Genomic DNA, 23,661 nt, shown 5'->3' with positions numbered 1-23,661 from the left:
CTGACTTGGGTTCCCGCCTGCGCGGGAACGACGGTTTTAGGGTTGGCAGCTACGGATGTTGATCGTGGCAACCAGCCTCCAGACCGTCGTTCCCGCGAAGGCGGGAACCCAAGCTTTTTACAGGCACCGCACGCTCAATCCTGACCCAGCTCGTCCCCGAGTGCCTTGCCACGCGCCGCTGCGGCCTGCATCGCTGCGACGATCGCGCCTTTCACGCCTGCCGCTTCCATGCTCTCGATTGCCGCGTGCGTCGTGCCGCCCTTTGACGTCACGCGCGCACGCAGCACGTCGACTGCTTCATCGGACTGCGCCGCCAGCTGCGCTGCGCCCGTGAACGTGGCCAGCGCCAGTTCCCTGCCCTGCTCCGCATTCAGGCCCATCGCGCGCGCCGCTTCCTGCATCGCTTCAAGGAAGTAAAACACGTAGGCCGGCCCGCTACCCGACACCGCCGTCACCGCATCGATCTGCGCCTCGTCGTCCAGCCACACAGTCTTGCCGACCGCGCGCATGACGGCGTCGGCCTGCTCGCGCTGCGCGGCGTTCACGCCCGCCTGCGCCGCCAGACCCGTCACGCCCATGCCGATCAGCGCTGGTGTATTCGGCATCGTGCGCACGATGGCGTCGTAGCCACCGAGCCAGCGCGTCAGGTCGCTGCTGCGGATACCCGCCGCGATTGACAGCACCAGCTGGCGCGTCAGGTGCGGCGCCAGTGCTGTGGCCACTTCGCGCATCTGCTGCGGCTTCACGGCCAGCACGACGACTTCAGCGTGCTGGACCCCCTCGTCGATGTCAGTCGCAGTGCGCACGCCATACTCGCGCGCCAGACGCTCCAGTGCTTCGGGATTGCGGTCCACCACGTGGATCTGCGCGCCGGAACCCGCGACCTTCACGAGCCCGGAAATCAGGGCCGCGGCCATATTGCCGCCGCCGATAAAGACGATGTTCATGGTGATCCTGTCAGGTGTCATCGCGTTTGCCAAAGATGGCGCTGCCAACGCGCACGATCGTCGCGCCTTCGGCAATCGCGGGCGCCAGGTCGCCCGACATGCCCATCGACAGCGTGTCCATTTCCAGGCCGTCGGCGCGCAGCGCGTCGAACAGGGCGCGCACGCGGGCAAAGGCGGCGCGCTGTGCCGCGATATCGGTGGTGGGCTCGGGGATCGCCATCAGGCCGCGCAGGCGCAGGTTCGGCAGTTGCGCCACCTCACGCGCCAGCCCCGGTAATTCTTCAGGCGTTGCGCCGCTCTTGCTGGCCTCACCGCTGATGTTCACTTGCAGGCAGATATTCAGCGGGCCCAGTTCGGGCGGCCTCTGCTCCGACAGGCGCTGCGCGATCTTGAGCCGCTCGACCGTATGGACCCAGGCGAAGCTGGCAGCGATGGGCCGCGTCTTGTTGCTCTGGATCGGGCCGATGAAATGCCACTCGACGGCCGCATCTGGTTGCGCCTGCGCGACGCTTGCGATCTTGTCGAGCGCTTCCTGCAAATAGTTTTCGCCGAACGCCAGCTGGCCGGCGGCCATCGCATCCAGCACCGCCTGCGCAGGGAACGTCTTCGACACGGCCAGCAACTGGACGTCGTTTCTGGTGCGTTCCGATGCCTTTACAGCATCGGTGATTGTCGCTTCGACAGCTTGCAAGTTCCCGGCGATTATGGACATAATGATTTTCTATAGGAAATATTTTTGAGGCCGTTTGCGGCATTGGGATTATAAATGGACATATCGGAATTACTCGCTTTCTCGGTCAAGAACAAGGCCTCGGACCTGCACCTGTCGGCCGGCCTGCCGCCGATGATCCGCGTCCATGGCGACGTGCGCCGGATTAACCTGCCGCCGCTGGAGCACAAGGACGTGCACGGCATGATCTATGACATCATGAACGACGGCCAGCGCAAGCAGTACGAAGAAGTGCTCGAGTGCGACTTCTCGTTCGCGATTCCGGGCCTGGCGCGTTTCCGTGTCAACGCCTTCAACCAGGAACGGGGCGCTGCCGCCGTGCTGCGCACGATTCCGTCCAAGATCCTGTCGCTCGAAGACCTGAACGCGCCGAAGATCTTCGGCGAACTGGCGCTCAAACCCCGCGGCCTGGTGCTGGTCACCGGCCCCACCGGTTCGGGCAAATCGACCACGCTGGCGGCGATGGTGAATCACCTCAACGAGCAGGAATATGGCCACATCCTGACGATCGAAGACCCGATCGAATTCGTGCACGACTCCAAGAAATGCCTGATCAATCAGCGCGAAGTCGGCCCGCACACGCTCTCGTTCAGCAATGCACTGCGCTCGGCGCTGCGCGAAGATCCGGACGCGATCCTGGTCGGCGAACTGCGCGACCTGGAAACGATCCGCCTGGCGCTGTCGGCCGCCGAGACGGGCCACCTCGTGTTCGGCACGCTGCACACGTCGTCGGCCGCCAAGACGATCGACCGTATCGTCGACGTGTTCCCGGCCGAGGAAAAAGAGATGGTGCGCGCGATGCTGTCCGAATCGCTGCAGGCGGTGATTTCGCAGACGCTGCTCAAGACCAAGGACGGCTCGGGCCGCGTGGCGGCGCACGAAATCATGATCGGTACGCCAGCCATCCGTAACCTGATCCGCGAAGCGAAAATCGCCCAGATGTACTCGGCCATCCAGACCGGCAGCAACGTGGGTATGCAGACGCTGGACCAGAACCTGACCGACCTCGTACGCCGCAACATGATCTCGTCGGTTGCTGCGCGCAGCGCCGCCAAGATCCCCGAAAACTTCCTCGGCTAAGGGCGATCCATGGAACGCGACCAGGCTACCAAATTCATGTTCGACCTGCTGCGCCTGATGGTGACCAAGGGCGGCTCGGACCTGTTCATCACGGCGGGCTTTCCGCCGGCGATCAAGATCGACGGGCGCATGACGCCCGTGTCGAGCCAGCCCCTCACCAGCGGTCACACGGGCGACCTGGCGCGCGCCATCATGAACGACAAGCAGGGGGCCGGCTTCGAGCTGACGCGCGAAGCCAATTTCGCCATCACGCCGGGCGACCTGGGACGCTTCCGGGTCTCGGCCTTCATGCAGATGGGCTGCGTGGGCATGGTGCTGCGCGTGATCACCACGGCGATCCCGAAGTTCGAGGAACTGAGCTTGCCCGACACGCTCAAGGACGTCGTGATGACCAAGCGCGGGCTGGTGATCATGGTCGGCGCGACGGGTTCGGGCAAGTCGACGACGCTGGCGGCGATGGTCGGCTACCGCAACGAGAACAGCTACGGCCACATCATCACGGTCGAAGACCCCGTCGAATTCGTCCACCCGCACCGGAACTGCGTGATCACGCAGCGCGAAGTGGGCGTGGACACCGACAGCTTTGAAGCAGCCCTGAAAAACTCGCTGCGCCAGGCGCCGGACGTGATCCAGATCGGCGAGATCCGCGACCGTGAAACGATGGAACACGCCATCGCGTTTGCCGAAACGGGCCACCTGTGCCTGGCCACGCTGCATGCCAACAGCGCCAACCAGGCGCTGGACCGGATCATCAACTTCTTCCCCGAAGAGCGCCGTCAGCAACTGCTGATGGATTTGTCGCTGAACCTGAAAGGCCTGGTGTCGCAGCGCCTGATTCCGAAGAAGGAATCGAAGGGCCGCGTGGTGGCGATCGAAATCCTGCTGAACTCACCGTTGATTTCGGACCTGATCTTCAAGGGCGAAGTCCATGAGATCAAGGAAATCATGAAGAAGTCGCGCGAGCTGGGGATGCAGACGTTCGACCAGGCGCTGTTCGACCTGTACGAGGCCGACAAGATCACCTACGAAGACGCGCTGCGCAATGCGGACTCGGTCAACGACCTGCGATTGAACATCAAGCTCAATAGCAAGCATGCGAAGAATCGCGATTTTTCGAGCGGGACGGAGGCGCTGGGGTTAGTGTAGCCGCTTGTAGCATCAACCTCGTCACCGTCGTTCCCGCGCAGGCGGGAACCCAAGCTCGAGCACAGCCACCGACGGGCACTTTCGTGGCAATGCACAGGACTTAGGTTCCCGCCTTCGCGGGAACGACGTTTTCAGGTGGCGCGTCCCGGTTAGAACCGCGACTCCAGCGTCACCCGCGCCATCGCCTGCCCATCCGAAAACGTCGTCCTGCGCTGCACGCCGTTGTCATCCACGTAGCGCGATTCGGACACCGTATCCTGCGCCAGCAGATTGGTTGCCGCCAGCCGCAGCTGGTAAGTTGGATTGAGCTTCCACAGCGCATACACATCCAGTTCGCGCCGCACGCTCTGGTAGCGTGACTGCTCCACGTTCACACGCACGTTGCCGCCGTTCTTGAAGGCGAAGCTCGCGCCTGTCGTGAGCTTGCCGCCGGGCGTCTTGTAGTCCACGCCCAGCGTGCCCGACACCGGCACCTGCTGATCGAGCCGGTTGTCCGGCCCCGGCACCGCATCGACCCGCGACCAGTTGCGCGCCAGGCTGGCGCGCAGGTCGATGTCCGGCACGTCCTGCAGCACGGCCGACAGCGGAAACTTCGCCTCGAGCTCCAGGCTGCGCGTGAGCGCGTCGCCATCATTCACCGGCGTCTGGATCCAGCGACCGTCTTCAAAGAGCAGGCCCTGGCGCGTGTAGTCGCTGATGCGCCGTACCGATACGCTGGCGCTCAGCAGCGCCTTCTCGGCCCAATAATGTTCGTAGGACGCGTCGATGCCGGTCGCCAGCTCGGGCTTGAGGTCGGGATTGCCGCGGTAGTCAGGGTCGGTCTGGCTGTTGTTCGGGGTCGTGAAGCGCCGTGGGATCAGGTTGCTGGCCGCCGGCGCCTTGAACGTACGCGTCAATGCCAGGCGCACCTGGTCGCGGCTGTCCGGCAGCTTGTAGAGCGTCTGCGCGAGCGGGCTCCAGACGCTGGCGCGGTTGGTGCTGGTGTCGAATGTGTTGCCGCTGCTGCGCGTCTCCAGCCCTTCCCAGCGCAGGCCCGCGTACATCGACCATTGCTTGGTGACGTTCCACTCGTCCTGCACGAACAGCGCCAGGCGCTTGAGGGTGGCGTCGTAATCTTCATCGCGGCGCAGCGTGCTGCCGGCGAGCGGGAACAGCTCCAGTTCGCCGCGTCCATCGTCGCGCAAGGTATGGCCGCCGTCCCAACCCATCGACAGCGCGTGGTCCTTCTTCCATGGCCGCGAATACTTGCCCACCGCGGTAACGCCAACTTCGTCAGTGGCACTGAGCACGGTGGAGTCGCGCGCCAGACGATCAACACTGTCCAGCGTGCGAAAGTCGTCTTCATGCCAGTTGCCGCGGCTGCGCGACCCGTTCACGCCCAGTTTCAGCTCGAACCTGGCGCCTTCTTCCAGGTTATGCATCCAGGTCAGGTCCGAACGCAGCGTCGTGTTGGTGCCCTTGCTGCGCACGTCGCGCTCGTCGTACAGAGGGCGCAGGCCAAGAATAGTCTCGGTCGAAGTGCTGCCCTGGTAGTTGTTGCGCTGGTGCGCGACGAGCGATTGCCAGCTGACCGTGTCGTCGTTCTCCAGGCTCCAGTTCAGCCGTGGTGTGAGGTTGATGCCTTGCGGGCTGCCACGATCGGTCTGCTCGCTGCGCCGCAAAAAGGTAGGACGCCCAGCCGCGTCGATCTGCGACTCCTCAAATGGCGACGGGCGATCGAACTCGTAGCGCCAGGCGCTCGCAGCGAGCGAATACGACATCTTGCCGACGCGGTCCGACATGGTGAGGCTGGCGGAAGGATTGCTGACCTCCCCACTTTTGCCGTAGCCCACGCGCAGTTCGCGCTGCGCCTTTTTCACCGCGCGCTTGAGGACGATATTGATGGTGCCTGCGATCGACTGGGTCGAGAACTCGGCGCTGGCGGCGCGCAGGATTTCGATGCGCTCGATCGAATCGGGCGAAAGCTGGTCGATGTCGAAGCCGGCCGGCGCGCGCTCACCATTCAGAAGGATCTGCGTGTAGCCGCTGCCCAGGCCACGCATGCGGATCTCGCCACCGCCACGCCCTGCGCCGCCGCTGACGGTGATCCCTGGCAGGCGCTTGAACACGTCGAGCACCGAGGTGTCGCCGTAGCGCCGGATTTCCTCGGTCGACACGACGATCTTGCTGGCGGTATCGTCGCGGCGCGGATCGTAGCCGTTGGCGTCGGCCTTGACTTCGACCTTCTGGACAGTGTCCGTGGAGAGTGCCGGTGCCGCGGTGTTCTGAGCGTAAGCAGGCAAGGCAGACAGGGAAAGCGCGACGAGCGTGGGGCGAAGCATCTGGGGGGCAGTCATGGCAAATTCAAAGGTGCCGTATTCTGTCATGCCCCTGCTGCTGCGAACAGCACGTCGTCAAATTACCCGACCCGCATACGGGTCAAACGCTCACCCGCCGGGTCCCATGCCGCCGCCCGGTGGCCCGAACCCTGGTCCACCGCCGGGCCCGCCCCGCGGTCCATCCGGTCGGCGCCCGCCCGCGCCACCAAAGCTACCGAAGCGGTACGACAGCCCGACATACACGAGGCGCCCTTCCTGGCGACGGATGCTGTATTCGCGCAGGCGGTCGGTCTCGGTGATCGATTCGGTTTTCTGCGAGTCGAAGACATCGTTGACGTTCACGACGAGGCTCAGGGCCTGGCTCAGGTTGCGGCGGTAGCTCAGGTCAGCGCTGCGCGTCGGCTGGCGGTAGCCTTCGCCGAACAGCGTCTTGCCCTGCGCATTGAGCACCAGTTGCAGGCTGTTGGTCGGATTGATCTGGTAGCTCACGCGCGCGCGGCCACTGAGCGACGTGGCGCTGCGCTTGTCGTCCTGGCTGTTGCCCAGTACTGATTGCTCGGAGTACCCCAGATTGCCGCTGGCGTTGACCGTCAAGCTCGGGGTCACGCGCCCGCTGAACGTGAATTCCATGCCACCCGAGTTGCTGCTGCCGGCGTTCTCGCGCGTGGTCAGCAGCACGGTGTCGGAGATGAAGGTGCGTCGCTCCTGGATCAGGTCCGAGTCGCGCCGCGCGTACAGGCGCACATTGGTCTCGACCTTGCCCAGTTTGGTCTCGAGCCCCAGCTCGATCGAGTCGGTCTTGGTGGGCATCAGGTCGGGATTGCCGGACGAGACGTTGGTTTCGTCGCGGTAGACGACGAAGGGATTGAGGTCGCCCGCGCCCGGCCGGCGGATGCGGTGCGCGTAACTCAGGCGCAGCGCCGTGTCGTCTGACAGGTCGTAGGTCAGGAATGCGCTCGGGATCGCGTCGAAGTAATGGTTGTTGGCCTTGACGTTCGTGGTGACCTGGTTCAGATCGAGGTCGGTGTACTCGGTGCGCAACCCGCCCAGCAAGCCCCATTTTTCGGCCAGGCGCAGTTGATAGGTACCGTACAACGCCACCGTCGTTTCATCGAGCTCGAAGCGGTTGGTGCGCTGGTTACTGAGGCTTTCGGCCAGCGTCGCCTCATCGACATTGAAAAAGCGCGTGTCGAACACATTGCTGTTCTGCGCGACCTTGTAGCCCGCCTTGAACACGCCCTTCTCGCCCGGCAGTTCATAGTCGCCCGTGAAGTCGATCACGCGCGTTTCGGTCAGGTTGTTCTGGTGCGTTCGCGGCGCGGTCGAATTGGCGGGGCGCACCGTGTAATCGCTGGCAAAGCGCGTGTCGGCCTCGCCCTTGTTGCCCGACAGGCGCAGGTCGAGCTTGAGGATTTCACCGGGGCGCGCGCCCTTGTGATCCAGGCCACCACTCAGGCTGTAGCTGCGGTTGTCGTTGTCACGCACGCTCGAACGCAGGTAGTCGCCGTCGATGCTGCCGTCGGCGTTCAGGCCGCGATAGCGTTCCTGCGACTGCCCGTCGCTGCCGTTGGCCGAGAAGCTGGCCTTGGCCGACAGCACGTCCTTGTCGCCCAGGTTGTAGGTCAGTGAGCTGTTCATGCCCACGGCCTCGGTGTCGGTCTCGCTGCTGGAGCGTTGTGTGCTGCTGGCCACGGCGCCGGTGAGCGGATCGATCCGGTCGCGGTTTGTTTCGCCGTCGGAGCCACGCGTGTCGCGCCGGACGTACACGCCGCCCTGCACGCTCATGCGCCCGGTCGTGTAGCTGCCGAAGCTCGACGCATTGGCGCGCCCTTCCGGCCCGACGTTCGCATTGACGGCGCCGAAGCCGCCCGGCGTGCGCTCGCGCCGCATCACCAGGTTGATGATCGGGCCGCCCCCGCCTTCGTTGCCGAACTGCGCGCCGGGGTTGTTGATCACTTCCACCGAATCGAGATCGGCCGCTGGGATTGCGCCCAGCGCCGCAGCGCGGTTCTCGCCCTGCATCATCGCCGACGGCTTGCCATCGACGAGGATCTGCACATTGCTGCGCCCGCGCAGCGTCACGTTGCCATCCGCATCCACCGCCACCGACGGCACCTTGTTGAGCGTGTCGGCCACCGTGTCGTTGGTCGAGGCGGCGTCGCTCTTGACGTCATACGCCTGGCGGTCGATCCGGTTCGACGAACGCGCGGCCGTCACGGCGACGGTGGAGGCGACGGGAACCTCGGCCCCCTGCAGCGCCGGGGCAGTCGGCGTCACGGCGCCGGTGACGGGTTCCGCCGGCCGGACGGCGGTTTCCTGGGCCAATGCGCAGACGGGCGCCAGCAGCGCGAATAACAGAGCGGAAGAACGGTGACGTGACATGAATACCTGGGTGACGGGACGTTTGGACGAGCGTGATTGTCGCACGCGTCATGCCCGGAATTTGTTAAGAAATGCTAAGACGGCGAAATGTCACAGCATTGATCGGCGAACGGACACCGCCGGGGCCAACGCTCTGCCGTGCGTTCGTCAGCAGTAGCGTAAACTGCATTGTTTACAACAAGGAGACCTCAAATGAATGCCTACGATTTCAACGCCACTGCCCTCGACGGCCAGCCGGTCGACCTGCAGCGCTACCGCGGCAAGGCGCTCCTGATCGTCAATACGGCCAGCGCCTGCGGCTTCACGCCGCAGTACCAGGGGCTCGAAGCGCTGCAGCGCCGCTATGCGGACCAGGGCCTCGTGGTGCTCGGCTTCCCGTGCAACCAGTTCGGGCACCAGGAACCGGGCGACGAAGCAGCGATCGGCGCCTTCTGCGAAAAGAACTACGGCGTGACGTTCCCGATGTTCGCCAAGGTCGACGTCAATGGCGACGACGCGCATCCGCTGTTTCGCTTCCTGAAGGGCGAAGCGCCCGGCGTGCTGGGCACTGAAGCGGTCAAATGGAACTTCACCAAATTCCTCGTCAACCGCGAAGGCGCGGTCGTCACGCGCTATGCGCCGACCACCAAGCCGGAAGACCTGGGCAGCGATATCGAGAAGGTGCTGGCGAACGGGGTCTGATTGCGCCAGCGCTCACGGCGCAATGGCGATCACTTCATCGCCGGGCTGCGGCTCGCAGCTTGCGCCCAGTGGCGTCCAGCCGCGCCGCACGACGATGCGGCGCTCGTCATGGCAGATTTCCACACGCTGCGTGTCGGGCGCGCGGCGCTGCACGAACGCTTCGATCGATGCCGGCACGCTGACCTGCAGCGATAGTGCGTGCAGGTCTTCCACCGGGTGGTCGTCCACGTGCACGAGCGGCACGAACTGCCCGGCGAACATCGTGAAGTGCGATGGCACCTTGACCGGACCGGGGACGTAATCGTTCGCGCGCAGCCAGGCCTGTGCTTTTTTCCGCGCGTTGCCTTCACCGGCCGCGCCGCCCCAGGCGCTGGCCATCAGCTCGGCCACCCACTGGTTGCAGTTCTGGTACTTGGTGCCGTAGGCATAGGCGTTGGCACTGTATTGACCGGCCAGCAGGGCCAGCGCCAGCGCCTTGTCACGGGCGGCGCGTTCGAGCGATGCGCTGTCGTCATCCGGCAGGAACATCAAGGCAATATGGCCCTTGCCCGGTGCATCGGCGCCCAGCGCGAAGCCGGCGATGCCCTGGTCAAAGATGTACGGACGCGCCTCGTCGCATTCGTAGTACAGCTGGCGCACGGCCCACGGGCTGTCCGGCGTGTCGCGCAGTGCGACGCCGGCGTGTGAATACACCAGATCGAAGCGGCTCAGGTCCGTGCCGGCGCGCGCGATCAGGGCGACCTTGCCGTTCGAACGCGCCAGCTCCTGCTTGACCACGCCGGCAAAGCGCAGCACGCGGTCCTGCTCGGTCGCGTTGAGGTCGCGCGAGCGGTCGCAGAAGGTGGGAAAGCCAGCCCAGGCACTGCCGCTCGCACACAACAGCAGCGCCAGCGCAGCCTGGCGCACGAGCATCAGATCGTGACTTTGCGCGAGCCCAGTTCGCGGTACCACTCATCCTGCAGTGCCAGGAAGAATGGCCGCTGGGTGTCGGCGTAGGCGAATTCGTAGCCGTAGGCGCGCTCATTGACCTGGACCACGTCGCCCGCGATCACGGTGCGCGTCGCGAGGGCGCGGTTGGGCACGTCAAGCTCGAACGAACGGGCCTGGCCGGCAGCGGTTGCGCGCAGCGTGAGGCGGGTGGTGTCGGGCTTGTTCGGGGCGTGCGCGATATTGATCACGCGGTACTGGCCGGCGGCGACCTTGTCGTTGTCGCTCGAGCTGTTGCTGGAACCGCTGACCGAATCGGAAATGCTGGCCGACGACGCCGAGCCGGCGCTGGACGCGGACGACGCAAAGCTGTCAGCCTGCGCAGGCGCATTGCAGGCCGCGGCGAACAGGGTCAGGCACAGCGTGCGGGAGAGGATAGGCAAGGTCATAAAACTCTTTCATTTGGCGAGCAGAACGCTCCTATGGTACAAGCCCTTGCGCCGAATGACCATAGGGCAATTTTATCGCGTCTGAATGCGTGCCGCGCCGTGGGTGATGCAGCCGCGCGTGACGTTGTCCAGGAAGCGGATCGCCACATCCATCGACAGGCCAGGCGGCAGCAGGTTGGCAAGCCCGGGATCGTCATTCAGGCGATCGACGCCATACGCCAGCCGGCGCGACACGTCGCGCGCCAGTTGGCCATCGCTGTTGTAGAGCGCGTCGTAGACGCCGGCGGCCTCCCATACCGGCACGAGGCCCGGGGTGCTGCTGTCTTCGAAGACGATGGCGCGCGGACTGTCTTCGTCCTCGCGCACGAGTTGAAAGGTAAAGCTCAAGATCGTTCCTGCTGGTGTTCGTTGCTGGGGTCGGGGCGATGCTACCACGGGCGCGCTTGACGCGCCTCGCCTCACGCCGATCCACGCAAAGACACGATATTTACCACGCTATCCAGTCCGGCGCACCCTTCGATACCTCATGTTCCCTTTCGCGCCTGAGCAAGCGACTTCGCCAGGTGAGCAGCGTTTGCTGGCGTGCCCAATAAGTACATCGTTTCCATCAGGCTGCTGTAATAGTCGAACGACATGACAACCGCGTTTGGGGCATTGCAACGCGCAATCACCATCACGTCGGCATCCTGGACAGCGTGGTCGATAACAGACTCAAGAGTCACATGCGGGTCAGGCAAATTGAAGATTCTCATATGCATTCACGCTTGCATTGGTAGAAAAAAATGCAGATCACGACAGCATCTGCTCCAGCAGCTCGATCCAGTGCGTCACGGGCGTCCCGGTCCCTGCCTGCAAATGCGCGATGCACCCGATATTGGCGGACACGATGTGGTCAGCCCCCGTCGCGGCCAAGCTGGCCAGCTTGCGCTCGCGCAGCGCGAGCGAGATGGCCGGCTGCAGCACCGAATAGGTGCCGGCCGAACCGCAACACAGGTGGTTGTCGGCGCACAGCACCACGTCCACGCCGGCCGCCTGCAGCACGCCTTCGACCTTGCCTCGGATTTGCTGACCATGCTGCAGCGTGCACGGTGGGTGGTACGCCACGGGCGGGCCGCCCTTCCCCTTTGCCAGTGCGGCGATGCGGTCCTGAAATAGCGCCAAGACTTCCGACAGGTCGCGCGTCATCGCGCTGATTTGTTCGGCCTTGGCGGCGTACGCCGGATCATGCGCCAGCAGGTGGCCGTATTCCTTGACGGTGACGCCGCAGCCCGATGCGGTCATGACGATCGCCTCGACCGCGCCGTTTTCAACGCTTGGCCACCAGGCATCGATATTGCGGCGCATGTCATCCAGCCCGCCGTCCTGGTCGTTCATATGATAGCGCAGCGCGCCGCAGCAGCCGGCCTTGGGCGCCACGGTCAGCTGCACGCCCAGCGCATCGAGCACACGCGCCGCGGCGGCGTTGATATTCGGCGCCATCCCGGGCTGCACGCAGCCATCGAGCACCAGCATCTTGCGCGGGTGGGTGCGCGTCGGCCAGCGACCCGCCGCGCGCACGGGCGGCAATTTGGCCTGCAGCTTCTCCGGCAATAGGTGCCGCAGCAGGCGCCCTGCCCTGAATGCGGGTGTGGCCAGGCCCGCGCGAGGCAGACAGGCCTTGAGCGTCGTGCGCGTGAGCCGCTCGCCCAGGGGCCGCGCTACGCGCTCGTCAACCAGCTTGCGGCCGATGTCGAGCAGGCGCCCGTACTTCACGCCCGACGGGCACGTGGTTTCGCAGTTCAGGCACGTCAGGCAGCGGTCCAGATGCAGCTGGGTCTTGCGGGTTGGTTCGGCGCCTTCGAGCACGTTCTTGATCAGGTAGATGCGCCCGCGCGGGCCATCGAGTTCGTCGCCCAGCAATTGGTACGTCGGGCAGGTGGCGGTGCAAAAGCCGCAGTGCACGCAGGATCGCAGGATCGCTTCGGCCTCGGTGCCCTCGCGCGTGCCCTTGATGAAATCGGCCAACGTGGTTTGCATGTCTTGTGCGCCTTATGGGTACATGCGACCGGGGTTGAAGATATGCGCGGGATCGAACGCGTCTTTCATGCGCGCATGGATGCGCGCCAGCGCGGGCGCGAGCGGCTGGAACACGCCGACCGACTTGTCGCCGCCCCGGAACAGCGTCGCATGGCCGCCGCAGGCCTGCGCGGTGCGCCGGATCGCCTGCGCAGTACCTGCGTCACCATCCGCGCGCAACCAGCGCTGGGCGCCGCCCCATTCGATCATCTGCGCGCCGCCCAGCACCAGCGCGCCGGTGGTGGATGGCACCGACAGGCGCCACAGCGCACCGTCGCCGTCAAAGAATGACGTGCGTTGCTCGCGCACGGCGCGCCAGAATGCATCGGGCTCCGGCATCACCTCGCCACCCAGACTTCGCACGGCGGCATCGACCGCTGCCTCGGCGCCCGACAAACGCAGCGCCAGCTCGCCGTCGACCCAGGCACTGGCCGAGATGGGCAAGGGCTGGCCGCCCCACATGTTCAGGGATCGCAGCGCATCGATCTCGTCCAGTGCAAACCGCAGCGTCGTTTCGGCAAAGGGCCGTGGCAGCACCTTGACCGAGACTTCCAGCAGCACGCCCAGCGTACCGAGCGAGCCGGCCAGCATGCGCGAGACGTCGTAGCCGGCCACGTTCTTCATGACGCGCCCGCCGAAGGCCAGCACGTCGCCGCGGCCATCGAGCAGCGTCGCGCCCAGCACGAAGTCGCGCGCGGCGCCGCTCGTCGCGCGGCGCGGGCCGCACAAGCCACTGGCAATCACGCCGCCCAGCGTGGCGTGCGGACCGAAATGCGGCGGCTCGAACGCCAGCATCTGGTTGCGTTCTGCCAGCGCGGCCTCGATCTCGGCCAGCGGCGTGCCGCAGCGCGCCGTGATCACGAGTTCGGTCGGCTCGTAGTCGACGATGCCGGTATGGGCGCGTGTATCGAGGATGGCGCCTGCCGGCGCGCCACCGTACCAGTCCTTGGTGCCTCCGCCACGGATGCACAGGGCCTGCCCGCTGGCGGCGGCCGCCCTGACCTGCTGCTGGAAGTGTTCGATGGTGTTCATCAGAAGCGCGGCAATTCTGGAAACGGCACCTGGCCGTGGTGCACGTGCAGCTTGCCGAATTCGGCGCAGCGGTGCGGCGTGGGGATGGCCTTGTCGGGGTTGAGCAGCGCGCACGGATCGAACGCGTGCTTGACGGCGAAGAAGGCGTCGAGCTCCTTGCGTCCGAACTGCACGCACATCGACCCGATCTTTTCCATGCCCACGCCGTGCTCGCCCGTGATGGTGCCGCCCACCTCGACGCACAGCGCCAGGATGGCCGCGCCGAAGGCTTCGGCGCGATCGAATTCGCCCGGCACGCTGGCGTCGAACAGGATCAGCGGATGCATATTGCCGTCGCCCGCATGAAACACGTTCGAGCAGCGCAGGCCGTACGTGACTTCCATCGCCGCGATCCCGGCCAGCACGCGCGCGAGCTGCTTGCGGGGGATGGTGCCGTCCATGCAGTAGTAATCGGGTGAGATGCGCCCCGCCGCTGGGAACGCATTCTTGCGGCCTGACCAGAAGCGCCCGCGCTCCGCTTCGCTCTGCGAGACGGTAATCGCGGTGGCGCCGGCGCGCGCCAGCACCGCGCTCATGCGGCTGATTTCCTCGGCCACTTCGAGCGCTGTGCCATCGGCTTCGCACAGCAGGATCGCAGCGGCGTCCAGGTCGTAACCGGCCTTGACGAACGGTTCGACCATGCGCACCGAGGTGCGGTCCATCATCTCGAGGCCCGCCGGGATAATGCCGGCCGCAATGACGTCGGCCACCGCATTGCCGGCCGTGACCACGTCGGCAAACGAGGCCATGATGACCTGCGCCAGCGCCGGCTTGGGCACCAGTTTTACCGTCACCTCGACAACGATGCCGAGCATGCCTTCCGAGCCGATGAACACGGCCAGCAGATCCAGGCCCGGCGCATCGAGCGCACCACCGCCCAGTTCGACGATGTCGCCCTCGATCGTGGCCACGCGCACGCGCAGCACGTTGTGAATCGTCAGACCGTATTTGAGGCAATGCACGCCGCCCGCATTTTCGGCCACGTTGCCGCCGATCGTGCAGGCAATCTGCGACGACGGGTCGGGCGCGTAATACAGGCCGTGGATCGCAGCCGCTTCGGAAATGGCCAGGTTGCGCACGCCCGGCTGCACGACGGCGGTACGCGCCAGATGATCGACCCGCTTGATGGCGTTCATGCGCGCGGTCGAGAGCACGACGCCATCGTGGATCGGCAGCGCGCCGCCCGACAGGCCGGTGCCGGCGCCGCGCGGGACCACCGGCACGTTCAATGCGCGGCACACGGCCAGGATGGCCAGCACCTGCGCTTCGTCGGTCGGCAACGTCACGATCATGGGCAACTGGCGGTAGGCGGCCAGACCATCGCATTCGTAGGGCCGCGTGTCTTCGGGCGCAAACAGGACGCATGCGGCGGGCACACGCGCCAGGAGCGCGGCGACGACCTGCGCACGTCGGTCAGGCAAGGCTGGATTGGACGAAGACATGGGTCGATTGTAAGCAAATCGACAGGTTTTGTCGTATCCTCATGCCATCGTATTTTCACCCTACTGCATAAGAGAACATCATGGGCAACCGCCTCTCAAAAATAGCAACCCGCACCGGCGACGATGGCAGCACGGGCCTCGGCGACGGCAGCCGCACCGGCAAGGACAGCGCGCGCATCCACGCGCTGGGCGAAGTCGACGAACTCAATTCCTTTGTCGGCCTGCTGCTGTGCGAAGACATGCCGGCGGATCTGCGCGACGAACTCGTGGGCATCCAGCACGACCTGTTCGACCTGGGCGGTGAGCTGTGCATTCCGGGCTACCAGATGATCAAGGAAGAACACGTGCTGCGCCTTGACACCATGCTCGAGAAATACAACGCCGACCTGCCGGTGCTGAAGGAATTCATCCTGCCGGCCGGTTCGCGCGCGGCGTCCACGGCGCACCTGTGCCGCACGGTGTGCCGGCGCGCCGAACGCGCGATCGTCGCGCTGTCGAAGGCAGAAGAGATTCACGCGCACCCGCGCCAGTACGTCAATCGCCTGTCCGACCTGATGTTCGTGCTGGCGCGCGTACTGAACCGCTTCGCGGGCGGGGGTGACGTGCTGTGGAACCACGAGCGCAAGGCCAGATAAGTCATGGACGACTTCATCGGCGTCTATGACGACGCGCTCACCGCGCAGCAGTGCGAAGCGCTCATGGAGCGCTTCGACGCCAGCGACAAGGTGGTGCGCGGGCAGACGGGCAACGGCGTCGATGTCGTCAAGAAGGACAGTTACGACATCACGATCAACCAGCATCCCGAGTGGGCCGACGCCACGGGCCTCCTGGTGGACACGATGGCGCGCCACCTGGCTGCCTACGCCGAACGCTACCGGATGCTGCTGATGGGGTCACTCTCGCCCACGCTCGAGCATCCCGTGACGGGCGTGCCGACCGTGCTGTCGATGGCCAACTTCGACGAACTGGGGCAGCCCAACATCGATGAGTTGCTGCGCGTGCTGTACCGGCCCGGCACGATCAACCTGCAAAAATACCTGCGCGGCAGCGGCGGCTATCACCACTGGCATTCCGAGATCTATCCGCAGAACGCAAGCTGCGAATCGCTTCATCGCGTGTTGCTGTGGATGGTCTACCTGAACGATGTGGCCGAGGGCGGCGAGACCGAGTTCCTCTACCAGGGCCGCAAGATCGCCCCCAAACAAGGCCGGCTGGTCATCGCACCGGCGGGCTTTACGCACACGCACCGGGGCAATGTGGCGGTCAGTGGCGACAAATACATCGCCACCTCGTGGATCCTGTACCAGCGCGCCGAGACGCTGTTCACATAAATCACCTTGATCACCGAGAAGGCAAGCATGGATACCAATATCAGTAAAGTCGCCATCATCACGGGCGCCTCGCGCGGCATCGGCCGGGCGATTGCACTGCGCCTGGCGCAAGACAATATCGCCGTTGTCGTCAACTACGCCCACCGCGCTAGCGATGCCGACGACGTCGTGCAGGCCATCGAGGCAGCCGGTGGCAGGGCCATCGCGCTGCAGGGCGATGTGGCCAACGCAAGCGATTGCGCACGGTTGTTCGATGCGACCGAAGCGGAGTATGGCGGTGTCGACATCGTCATCAACAACGCCGGCGTCATCCAGCCCGGCACGACCATGCTGGCCGATACCGACGACGCCCTGTACGAGCGCATCTTCGCCATCAACACGCGCGGCACGTTCAACATGCTGCGCCTGGCCGCCACACGCATGCGGTCCAACGGCCGCATCGTCAATTTTTCCAGCAGCGTGATCGGCCTGGCGCTGCCCGGCTACGCCATCTATGCCGGTTCGAAAGCAGCGGTTGAAACGTTCACCAATATCTTTGCCAAGGAATTGCGCGGCAAGGGGATCTCGGTGACGGCCGTGGCCCCGGGTCCGACGGCGACCGACCTGTTCATGGAAGGCAAGACACCCGAGCTGGTCGAGCGCCTGGGCAAGATGGCGCCGCTCGAACGGCTCGGCACGCCGGACGATATCGCCGATACGGTGGCGTTCCTGGTCGGTCCGCAGGGCGCCTGGGTCAATGGCCAGACGTTGCGGGTCAATGGCGGGATCGTCTAACGGCTTGCAGGGCGGCGAAGGAACGCATCCCAGGGCGGATGCTCGCCGAAGTGCTCGAGCACGAAGTCGATGAACACCCTGACCTTCTGCGGCAGGAAGCGGTTTTCACGGTACACCGCCAGCACGTGCGTGCCGAACATGCCCACCGGCGCAAGCGCCGGCAGCACATGGACGGCGCGCCCGGTGCGCATATCCTCGCCCACGACAAAGGTCGGCAGCAACGCGATGCCGGCGCCGCCAAGCATCGCCTCGCGCAAGGCCTGGCTGCTGTTGATGGCCAGCGCAGCGGCGGGCTTGAACTGCAGGCGCGCGCCTGCCACGTCGAATTGCCAGCCGCCGGCGGGGCCGGAGTCGCCGAAGGTCAGGCAGCGGTGCTCATGCAGCGCGGCGAGATCGGCGGGCACACCATACTGTTCGAGGTAGCCCGGTGACGCGGCCAGCACATAGTTCAGCGGCGCGACCGGCCGCGCGACAGCGCTCATCAGATCGACCTTTGGGCTCAGCCGCAGGGCAACATCGATGCCCTCTTCGACCAGGTCGACATACCGGTCCTGCAGTTGCAGGACCACGCGCACAGCCGGGTAACGCGCCATGAATGCCGGCAGCAGCGCCGCCAGCTGCGCATTCCCGAACGCCATCGACGTGGAAACGCGCAACGTGCCGCCCGGCCCGGACTGCTGACCTGCAGCGGTGGACTCGATGGCCCGGGCCTCCTCGACCATCCGCAGCGCATGCTGGTGGATGTCACGCCCCGCTTCGCTCAGGCCGATGCGGCGCGTCGACCGGTTCAGCAGCTTGACCTGCAATGCCGCTTCCAGCCGCGCGACCGCCTTGCTGATGCTGGCTTTGGTGGTCCCCATCTGGCGCGCTGCTTCCGAAAAGCTGCCGGCATCGACGACCCGCACGAAGGCCCAGATATCCGAAAAGTCGCGTGGTGTTAAACCGGGCATGCGTATCCCTGTTGGAAACAATGTGTTGTAATTACAGAGGATTGTATCGGTAAACAGGGGGTCGTATGCTGTCTTCTCACCACCGGAGACCATCATGACCACGTTGCGTACTGCCCTTCCCGTCAGCCTGGCGCCACCCGTGCTTGTGCTGCCCATGCTGTTCATCCTGATGTGGAGTTCCGGCTACGTCGTCGGCAAGCTGGCCCTGCCCTTCGCCGGCCCGTTCACATTGCTGGTGCTGCGCTTTGGCCTGGCGGCGCTGGTGCTGCTGCTCGTGGCCATCGTCACCCGCGCGCCGTGGCCACGCCAGCGCGCGCAGTACGCGCATCTCGTCGTCGTCGGGCTGCTGGTCCAGGCGCTGCAGTTCGGTGGCCTGTACACGGGCCTGAAACTGGGCGTGAGCGCAGGCGTCTCGGCGCTGATCATTGGCGCGATGCCTCTCTGTACCGCATTCGGGGCGGGCGTGTTCCTGCACGAACGCGTTGGCGTGCGCCAATGGATGGGCCTCATCGCAGGCATTGCCGGCGTGCAGCTGGTGGCGCTTGGCAAGGGGGTCGCCTGGGGCACGGGCGCCGCCGGAATCGGCGCCGTGCTGCTGGCCCTGGCCGGCATCACACTCGGCACGCTGTACCAGAAGAAGTACTGCACCGGCCTCGATCTGCGCACCGGCGGCTGCATCCAGCTGGCGGTGGCCACCGCCGTCGCGTTGCCGCTGGCACTGGGTCTGGAAGGCTGGCAGGTGGCATGGACGCCGACGCTGATCCTGGCGTCCGGCTGGCTGTCGGTCGTCAATTCCATCGGCGCCGTCAGCCTGTTGTTCCTGATGATGCGGCGCGGCGACGCGAGCCGGGTCGCCAGCCTGTTCTATCTGATCCCGGGAACGACGGCGCTGATGGGCTTTGCTATCCTGGGCGAACGGCTTGGCCCCATGTCGATCGCCGGCTTTGCCGTCACGGCCGGCGCCGTGTATCTGTGCACACGCACCGCCAAATCCTGAAAAAGCCGCACGCTGCCCTGCTGCTGTCAGTTAGCATGCAGCATGCCCCCATTCGACAATCGTGACGACGCCATGAACCTTTTCGGCGTGGCGGGGTATCTACCGTAGAAGAACGAGAGGACGTGCGTGGAACAACGATTTGACGCCAGACCGGCCGCGGCGCGCACGGAGCACGACGAAGCGGAACTCATCGGGCGTGTCGCAACGGGCGACCGGCGCGCCTTCGAGACGCTGTACCGGGCCTACCACCCGCGGCTGGCGCGCTTCCTGCAGCGCATGACGCGCAGCGCGCCGCTGATCGAGGAAATCGTCAACGACACGCTGCTGGTGGTCTGGCGCAAGGCGGCGACGTTCAATGGCAGCAGCAAGGTCTCGACGTGGATTTTTGCCATTGCCTACCGGCGCGCCTGCAAAAGCCTGCAGGCGCTGGACGAGCCGGTCGACGCCGGCAGCGATGAACGCGAGGGTATCGAGGCCGACCGGCCCGACTGGCAACTGGCGCAGCTGCAGCTGACCGGTGCGGTCCATGCCGCGCTGGCCCAATTGCCGCTGGCGCAGCGTACTGCGTTCCAGCTGACTTTTTATCATGACATGAGTTACACAGAGATTGCCGAGATCATGGAGTGCCCAGTGAATACCATCAAAACCCGCCTGTTCCATGCCCGCAAGCGCCTGGCCGTGCTGCTGGAAGGCCAGATCGAGGTGCGGTCATGACCCGCGAGTCTGATCGCGAGGCGGCGCATCGCGAGGCGCAGGACCTGCTGCCCTGGCTGGCCAACGGTCGCCTCGACGGTGCGGAGCTGCGGCGCGTCCAGGCGCACCTGGCTACCTGCGCCACATGCCGGGCCGATCTCGATACGCTGTACACACTGCAGGATGTCGGCGACCTGCCGGCACCAGGCCTGGACGTGGACAAGGCGTTCGCGCGCCTGCTGCCGCAGCTCGATGCGGTGGCGCCGGCGGATGCGGCGCCCGTGATCCCCGGCTGGCGCACGCGCCTTGCCGCCAATGACGGGCGCTGGCTGCGCGCCGCCGTGGGCCTGCAGTTCTGCGCCATCGTCGTGCTGGGCGCATTGCTGGTGCGCCCGTCCGGCGACACGCAGATGGCGGCGCAGGTGGCGGTACAGGACGACGCGTACCGCGTGCTCGGCGCCGACACCGGGGCAGACAGCATCGTGGCCGTGACCTTCAAGCCGGCCACGCCCGAACATGAACTGCGCCGCATCGTGACAGCCAGCGGCGCGCACATCGTCGGTGGCCCGACGGTCACGGGTGCGTGGATGCTGGGCAGCGCGCAAGCGCCGGCCGATGTCGCGGCGCGCCTGCGCACCGAATCGGCCGTCACGCTGGCCGAGCCGCTCGGCATGCAGGCCAGTCCATGAACCGACTGCTCGCCTGGGCGACCCTGATCGCCGCCCTGCTCGGCCTGGCCGGCGTGCCGGTGCATGCACAGGACCATGCACAGGACCACGCCGACCCATTGGCGCAGGCCGCGCGCCGACAGGTGCTGGTGATGCTGCGCCTGCCAGCGCAGCACTTTCGTCCCGATGCATCGTACGGCGGCGGTTACCTCAAGGATGGCGGCAGCGCCGCGCGCCGCCGCGTGGCGAGCGACATCGCCGCCGCGCACGGTTTGCGCCTCCTCGACAGCTGGCCGATGCCGGCCATCGGCGTCGACTGCTTCGTGATGGAAGAATCCGATGACGCCCCGATCGAGCGCGTGGTGGCCGCGCTGGCGCACGATGCGCGCGTGGCATGGGCCCAGCCGCTGGCCGATTTCCAGGCGCAGGACGGCGGCGATCCGCTCTACCCGCTGCAGCCGGCCGGCCACGACTGGCACCTGACTGACCTGCACCGCGTCAGCACGGGGCGCAACGTGAGCGTCGCGGTGATCGACAGCGGTGTCGATGCCGACCACCCCGACCTGGCAGGGCGCATCAAGGTGCGCCGCAACTTCGTCGACGACAGCGGCGATGTCGCCGAGGTCCATGGCACGGCAGTGGCTGGCATCATCGGCGCACTGGCCGGCAATGGCGCGGGCATCGCCGGCGTGGCGCCGGGCGTCAAACTGATGGCCCTGCGCGCCTGCTGGGAAACCGGTGCGCGGCCTGCGCGCTGCAACAGCCTCACGCTCGGCAAGGCAATCAACTATGCGCTTGAAAACGGCGCCCGGATCATCAACCTGAGCCTGGCCGGGCCAGCCGACCGCCTGCTGCAAGCGTTGCTGCAGGCGGCACTGGCGCGCGGCGTCATCGTCGTGGCTGCGGCCGACCCGCGCATGCCCGACGGCGGCTTCCCGGCCGCGCTGCCGGGCGTGATCGGGGTCGCGCGGCCAGGCGACCGCCACCCGGCGCCGTCGACGCTGGTGTACGCACCCGGGACCGACATCCCGACCTGCGCACCGGGCCAGCGTTGGCATATGGTGTCCGGCTCGTCGTATGCGGCGGCGCACGTGGCTGGCCTCGCGGCGCTGCTGGCCGAGCGCCAGCCGGGCACGGTCGCACAGACCCTGCGGCGCCAGACGGACGGCGCCGTGGCAGCGCGGACGGGTGGTAACATTGACGCATGTGCCGCCCTGTCACGGGCAGCTGACACCTGCGTCTGCCTATGCCCTTCCACCGTCGCCACGGCGCCATCCTCCTTGCGCTTGCGCTGACCCTGCCGCTGTACAAGGACGCACGGGCCCAGACCAGTGGCGATCTCACACTGGTTTCGGAATATGCCGGCCGCGGCGTCGCGCTGTACACGCGCCCCGCGCTCCAGTTGCGGCTCGAGCACGACACCGCCGCAGGCTGGTACGGCGGCGCCTTCGCGTCGCCCGTCACGCTCGACAATCGCACGCAGGGCCAGCTGACTGCCTATGCCGGCAGGGCCCGCAGGCTGACGTCGACGCTGTCATGGGACGCGGGCGTCACGCGCAACACCTATCTGCGGGATGGCCGCCGGAATTACCACGAGTTCTATGCCGGCGTGGCGCTGCAACGCGCCAGCATACGCGTGTTCTACTCCCCTACCTACTATGGCGAAGGGCGCAGCGTCTACCTCGACCTGAGCGGCGCCTACCCCCTCACCGACACACTGCGCCTGGCCGCCCACGTCGGTGTGCTGCATCCGTTTGCCTATGACGGCGTCGCGGCCAGGGACAGCGCCGACGTGCGCATCGCGCTCGTGACCGACGTTGGCGATGTCACGCTGCAGGCCGGCTGGCAGGCGCGCTGGCGGACCTACCTGCCTGACTTCCCGAAGCCAAGTGCGTTCACGGCCAGCGCCAGCTACCATTTTTGACACGTCCGCATCCCTTGAAAAAATTTGTTGATCTTCTTTGAACCCTGGCCGCGAGCGAGGGTATTAACGGTTCAGAACACCAGCGCATCGGGCGCCACGTTCCGACAACGGAGAACAGCATGAAAAATTGGATGGTGGCTTGCAGCATGGGCCTGTTGATGACTGCGCACGCTGCGTACGCAGCAGATTCGGCCGGCTGCGAGAGCGGCGGCTTCACGGTGCTGGGCAAACGCGGCGCGCAAACGGTGTCGGTCGCGCCGGGCGCCGTGACATCGGTGTTTCGGGTACAGGGCCGCTACGTCCAGTTCGATGTCGATGCCGCCTCGTTCGGCGTGCTCAATTACACGCTGACTGGCGCCGCCAACAAGGAGGACATCACGGGTGGCAAGGCCACGCCCGTCTTCGACAGCAAGATGCCCGATCACCGGGGCCTGGTCCTGAACGGCGCCGTCAGCGTCGAATTGAGCAGTTCGGCCGACATCGTGCTGACTCGCAGCGGGCCGGGCGTCACGATGAAGATCCAGGCCAAGGATTGCGCCACCGGCGGCCTGTTCCAGATGGAAGTCGAGCGCAGCGACGAAACCAAAACCGTGTTCACGCACAAGCTGGCGCAAAGCGCCTTCTACTTCGACAACCGCAATTTCCGTAACCGTGAAGGCGATACGGTGCCGTTCAAGGACACCACGCTGACCGTCACGCCCCGCATCAATTTCGGCAACGACTACGCGGCGAAATTCGTCGGTCGCGACAGCCCGCAGTTCGCCGACCGCATCGCCGAACCGCTGTGCACCAACAATATCGTCACCCGTACCGGCGGCGTGGCCAGGGTCCAGCATTGCGGCGGCGTGTCACAATGGTCCGTCGCCAGCGGCGGGCGCATGGGTCAGGTGATGGGCGAGGATGCCGTTGAAGTGGCGCCACCAGCCACTGCCTGCACGCACAAGTGCCAGGCCCAGAACCGCACCCGCGGCGGCGCTGTCGTCCTCGGCGCGCCGTTCCCGGTGGCCGAAGCCGACCGTCTCAAGGGGCACCAGGCGCAATAACCGTCAAACAGACGGGATAAAAAAAGGGCTGGCGTAAATCGCCAGCCCTTTTT

Annotated in this window: 24 protein-coding genes; 12 read left to right on the top strand and 12 right to left on the bottom strand. The window is 65.8% G+C overall.

The window, feature by feature from the left end; translation table 11 throughout:
- Positions 1 to 134: 134 nt before the first annotated feature.
- Both proC and HD842_RS20940 read right to left on the bottom strand, forming a co-directional pair.
- Positions 135 to 947, bottom strand: a complete 813-nt coding sequence (gene proC / locus HD842_RS20945; protein ID WP_229424874.1) for a pyrroline-5-carboxylate reductase — start codon at positions 945 to 947, stop codon at positions 135 to 137.
- Positions 948 to 957: 10 nt separating this feature from the next.
- Positions 958 to 1,659, bottom strand: a complete 702-nt coding sequence (locus tag HD842_RS20940; RefSeq protein WP_183556969.1) for a YggS family pyridoxal phosphate-dependent enzyme — start codon at positions 1,657 to 1,659, stop codon at positions 958 to 960.
- Positions 1,660 to 1,713: 54 nt separating this feature from the next.
- Here HD842_RS20940 and HD842_RS20935 point away from each other — a divergent pair, with 54 nt between their 5' ends.
- Positions 1,714 to 2,757 carry a type IV pilus twitching motility protein PilT gene (locus tag HD842_RS20935; protein ID WP_183556967.1) on the top strand — a complete coding sequence of 348 codons (1,044 nt, stop codon included), beginning with the start codon at positions 1,714 to 1,716 and terminating at the stop codon, positions 2,755 to 2,757.
- A 9-nt stretch (positions 2,758 to 2,766) separates the two neighbouring features.
- Positions 2,767 to 3,903, top strand: a complete 1,137-nt coding sequence (locus HD842_RS20930) for a PilT/PilU family type 4a pilus ATPase (protein ID WP_183556964.1) — start codon at positions 2,767 to 2,769, stop codon at positions 3,901 to 3,903.
- Between the two features lie 149 nt (positions 3,904 to 4,052).
- Here the strand turns inward: HD842_RS20930 and HD842_RS20925 are convergent, their stop codons facing one another.
- Complete coding sequence (locus tag HD842_RS20925) at positions 4,053 to 6,185, bottom strand: TonB-dependent receptor plug domain-containing protein (RefSeq protein ID WP_229424873.1); 2,133 nt, start codon at positions 6,183 to 6,185, stop codon at positions 4,053 to 4,055.
- A gap of 144 nt (positions 6,186 to 6,329) precedes the next feature.
- The gene (locus tag HD842_RS20920) at positions 6,330 to 8,603 is read right to left on the bottom strand and encodes a TonB-dependent receptor domain-containing protein (RefSeq protein WP_183556962.1); all 2,274 of its coding nucleotides are present in this window, start codon (positions 8,601 to 8,603) and stop codon (positions 6,330 to 6,332) included.
- Positions 8,604 to 8,795: 192 nt separating this feature from the next.
- On the opposite strand from HD842_RS20920, the gene HD842_RS20915 reads away from it, so the two are divergent.
- Positions 8,796 to 9,284, top strand: a complete 489-nt coding sequence (locus tag HD842_RS20915; RefSeq protein WP_183556960.1) for a glutathione peroxidase — start codon at positions 8,796 to 8,798, stop codon at positions 9,282 to 9,284.
- Positions 9,285 to 9,296: 12 nt separating this feature from the next.
- On the opposite strand, the gene HD842_RS20910 is transcribed toward HD842_RS20915, so the two are convergent.
- The 7 genes from HD842_RS20910 to HD842_RS20880 form a co-directional block, all read right to left on the bottom strand.
- Positions 9,297 to 10,196, bottom strand: a complete 900-nt coding sequence (locus tag HD842_RS20910; protein WP_183556958.1) for a DUF2145 domain-containing protein — start codon at positions 10,194 to 10,196, stop codon at positions 9,297 to 9,299.
- A complete protein-coding gene (locus HD842_RS20905) occupies positions 10,196 to 10,660 on the bottom strand; it encodes a hypothetical protein (RefSeq protein WP_183556956.1) in 465 nt (154 codons plus the stop codon). The genes HD842_RS20910 and HD842_RS20905 overlap by 1 nt, the downstream gene beginning before the upstream one ends.
- Before the next feature lie 72 nt (positions 10,661 to 10,732).
- Positions 10,733 to 11,047 (bottom strand): hypothetical protein, encoded by a 315-nt coding sequence (locus tag HD842_RS20900; protein WP_183556954.1) that lies wholly within the window; start codon positions 11,045 to 11,047, stop codon positions 10,733 to 10,735.
- A 137-nt stretch (positions 11,048 to 11,184) separates the two neighbouring features.
- Positions 11,185 to 11,412, bottom strand: coding sequence for a type II toxin-antitoxin system Phd/YefM family antitoxin (locus tag HD842_RS20895; protein WP_183556951.1), 228 nt, complete (start codon positions 11,410 to 11,412; stop codon positions 11,185 to 11,187).
- A gap of 37 nt (positions 11,413 to 11,449) precedes the next feature.
- Positions 11,450 to 12,676, bottom strand: coding sequence for a glycolate oxidase subunit GlcF (gene glcF, locus HD842_RS20890; protein ID WP_183556950.1), 1,227 nt, complete (start codon positions 12,674 to 12,676; stop codon positions 11,450 to 11,452).
- 12 nt (positions 12,677 to 12,688) lie between these two features.
- Positions 12,689 to 13,747: a glycolate oxidase subunit GlcE gene (gene glcE, locus HD842_RS20885; protein ID WP_183556948.1), complete on the bottom strand. Its 1,059-nt coding sequence runs from the start codon at positions 13,745 to 13,747 to the stop codon at positions 12,689 to 12,691.
- Positions 13,747 to 15,228, bottom strand: coding sequence for an FAD-linked oxidase C-terminal domain-containing protein (locus tag HD842_RS20880; protein ID WP_183556945.1), 1,482 nt, complete (start codon positions 15,226 to 15,228; stop codon positions 13,747 to 13,749). The genes glcE and HD842_RS20880 overlap by 1 nt, the downstream gene beginning before the upstream one ends.
- A gap of 80 nt (positions 15,229 to 15,308) precedes the next feature.
- On the opposite strand from HD842_RS20880, the gene HD842_RS20875 reads away from it, so the two are divergent.
- The 3 genes from HD842_RS20875 to HD842_RS20865 are packed head-to-tail and all read left to right on the top strand — an operon-like array spanning position 15,309 to position 17,333.
- Positions 15,309 to 15,863, top strand: a complete 555-nt coding sequence (locus HD842_RS20875) for a cob(I)yrinic acid a,c-diamide adenosyltransferase (protein ID WP_183556943.1) — start codon at positions 15,309 to 15,311, stop codon at positions 15,861 to 15,863.
- A 3-nt stretch (positions 15,864 to 15,866) separates the two neighbouring features.
- Positions 15,867 to 16,559 (top strand): 2OG-Fe(II) oxygenase, encoded by a 693-nt coding sequence (locus HD842_RS20870; RefSeq protein ID WP_183556941.1) that lies wholly within the window; start codon positions 15,867 to 15,869, stop codon positions 16,557 to 16,559.
- Positions 16,560 to 16,586: 27 nt separating this feature from the next.
- Entirely contained in the window at positions 16,587 to 17,333 is a 747-nt protein-coding gene (locus HD842_RS20865; RefSeq protein ID WP_183556939.1) for an SDR family oxidoreductase, read from the top strand.
- On the opposite strand, the gene HD842_RS20860 is transcribed toward HD842_RS20865, so the two are convergent.
- Positions 17,330 to 18,283, bottom strand: a complete 954-nt coding sequence (locus HD842_RS20860) for a LysR family transcriptional regulator (RefSeq protein WP_183556937.1) — start codon at positions 18,281 to 18,283, stop codon at positions 17,330 to 17,332. The two genes, HD842_RS20865 and HD842_RS20860, sit on opposite strands and share 4 nt — an antisense overlap.
- A 94-nt stretch (positions 18,284 to 18,377) precedes the next feature.
- Between HD842_RS20860 and HD842_RS20855 the strand changes: the two genes are divergently transcribed.
- The 6 genes from HD842_RS20855 to HD842_RS20830 all read left to right on the top strand — a co-directional run bounded on the left by HD842_RS20855 (position 18,378) and on the right by HD842_RS20830 (position 23,608).
- Entirely contained in the window at positions 18,378 to 19,280 is a 903-nt protein-coding gene (locus HD842_RS20855; RefSeq protein ID WP_183556935.1) for a DMT family transporter, read from the top strand.
- A 126-nt stretch (positions 19,281 to 19,406) separates the two neighbouring features.
- Entirely contained in the window at positions 19,407 to 19,994 is a 588-nt protein-coding gene (locus HD842_RS20850) for an RNA polymerase sigma factor (RefSeq protein WP_183556933.1), read from the top strand.
- Positions 19,991 to 20,662, top strand: a complete 672-nt coding sequence (locus HD842_RS20845) for a zf-HC2 domain-containing protein (protein ID WP_183556931.1) — start codon at positions 19,991 to 19,993, stop codon at positions 20,660 to 20,662. The genes HD842_RS20850 and HD842_RS20845 overlap by 4 nt, the downstream gene beginning before the upstream one ends.
- Complete coding sequence (locus tag HD842_RS20840) at positions 20,659 to 21,936, top strand: S8 family peptidase (protein WP_183556930.1); 1,278 nt, start codon at positions 20,659 to 20,661, stop codon at positions 21,934 to 21,936. The genes HD842_RS20845 and HD842_RS20840 overlap by 4 nt, the downstream gene beginning before the upstream one ends.
- A complete protein-coding gene (locus HD842_RS20835; RefSeq protein ID WP_183556928.1) occupies positions 21,888 to 22,565 on the top strand; it encodes a TorF family putative porin in 678 nt (225 codons plus the stop codon). Before HD842_RS20840 ends, HD842_RS20835 begins: the two co-directional genes overlap by 49 nt.
- A 119-nt stretch (positions 22,566 to 22,684) precedes the next feature.
- Complete coding sequence (locus tag HD842_RS20830; RefSeq protein ID WP_229424872.1) at positions 22,685 to 23,608, top strand: hypothetical protein; 924 nt, start codon at positions 22,685 to 22,687, stop codon at positions 23,606 to 23,608.
- Positions 23,609 to 23,661 lie beyond the last annotated feature (53 nt).

The organism is Massilia aurea (assembly GCF_014200505.1).
Lineage (GTDB): Bacteria > Pseudomonadota > Gammaproteobacteria > Burkholderiales > Burkholderiaceae_D > Telluria > Telluria aurea_B.
The sequence above is the reverse complement of the archived record's forward strand: the minus strand, read 5'-3'. Positions and strand labels throughout refer to the sequence as shown.

Coding starts and splice junctions, on each gene's coding strand:
- proC (WP_229424874.1), bottom strand. CDS start 947: ATGAACATCGTCTTTATCGGCGGCGGCAATATGGCCGCGGCCCTGATT.
- HD842_RS20940 (WP_183556969.1), bottom strand. CDS start 1,659: ATGTCCATAATCGCCGGGAACTTGCAAGCTGTCGAAGCGACAATCACC.
- HD842_RS20935 (WP_183556967.1), top strand. CDS start 1,714: ATGGACATATCGGAATTACTCGCTTTCTCGGTCAAGAACAAGGCCTCG.
- HD842_RS20930 (WP_183556964.1), top strand. CDS start 2,767: ATGGAACGCGACCAGGCTACCAAATTCATGTTCGACCTGCTGCGCCTG.
- HD842_RS20920 (WP_183556962.1), bottom strand. CDS start 8,603: ATGTCACGTCACCGTTCTTCCGCTCTGTTATTCGCGCTGCTGGCGCCC.
- HD842_RS20915 (WP_183556960.1), top strand. CDS start 8,796: ATGAATGCCTACGATTTCAACGCCACTGCCCTCGACGGCCAGCCGGTC.
- HD842_RS20910 (WP_183556958.1), bottom strand. CDS start 10,196: ATGCTCGTGCGCCAGGCTGCGCTGGCGCTGCTGTTGTGTGCGAGCGGC.
- HD842_RS20905 (WP_183556956.1), bottom strand. CDS start 10,660: ATGACCTTGCCTATCCTCTCCCGCACGCTGTGCCTGACCCTGTTCGCC.
- HD842_RS20895 (WP_183556951.1), bottom strand. CDS start 11,412: ATGAGAATCTTCAATTTGCCTGACCCGCATGTGACTCTTGAGTCTGTT.
- glcF (WP_183556950.1), bottom strand. CDS start 12,676: ATGCAAACCACGTTGGCCGATTTCATCAAGGGCACGCGCGAGGGCACC.
- glcE (WP_183556948.1), bottom strand. CDS start 13,747: ATGAACACCATCGAACACTTCCAGCAGCAGGTCAGGGCGGCCGCCGCC.
- HD842_RS20880 (WP_183556945.1), bottom strand. CDS start 15,228: ATGTCTTCGTCCAATCCAGCCTTGCCTGACCGACGTGCGCAGGTCGTC.
- HD842_RS20875 (WP_183556943.1), top strand. CDS start 15,309: ATGGGCAACCGCCTCTCAAAAATAGCAACCCGCACCGGCGACGATGGC.
- HD842_RS20870 (WP_183556941.1), top strand. CDS start 15,867: ATGGACGACTTCATCGGCGTCTATGACGACGCGCTCACCGCGCAGCAG.
- HD842_RS20865 (WP_183556939.1), top strand. CDS start 16,587: ATGGATACCAATATCAGTAAAGTCGCCATCATCACGGGCGCCTCGCGC.
- HD842_RS20860 (WP_183556937.1), bottom strand. CDS start 18,283: ATGCCCGGTTTAACACCACGCGACTTTTCGGATATCTGGGCCTTCGTG.
- HD842_RS20855 (WP_183556935.1), top strand. CDS start 18,378: ATGACCACGTTGCGTACTGCCCTTCCCGTCAGCCTGGCGCCACCCGTG.
- HD842_RS20845 (WP_183556931.1), top strand. CDS start 19,991: ATGACCCGCGAGTCTGATCGCGAGGCGGCGCATCGCGAGGCGCAGGAC.
- HD842_RS20840 (WP_183556930.1), top strand. CDS start 20,659: ATGAACCGACTGCTCGCCTGGGCGACCCTGATCGCCGCCCTGCTCGGC.
- HD842_RS20835 (WP_183556928.1), top strand. CDS start 21,888: ATGCCCTTCCACCGTCGCCACGGCGCCATCCTCCTTGCGCTTGCGCTG.
- HD842_RS20830 (WP_229424872.1), top strand. CDS start 22,685: ATGAAAAATTGGATGGTGGCTTGCAGCATGGGCCTGTTGATGACTGCG.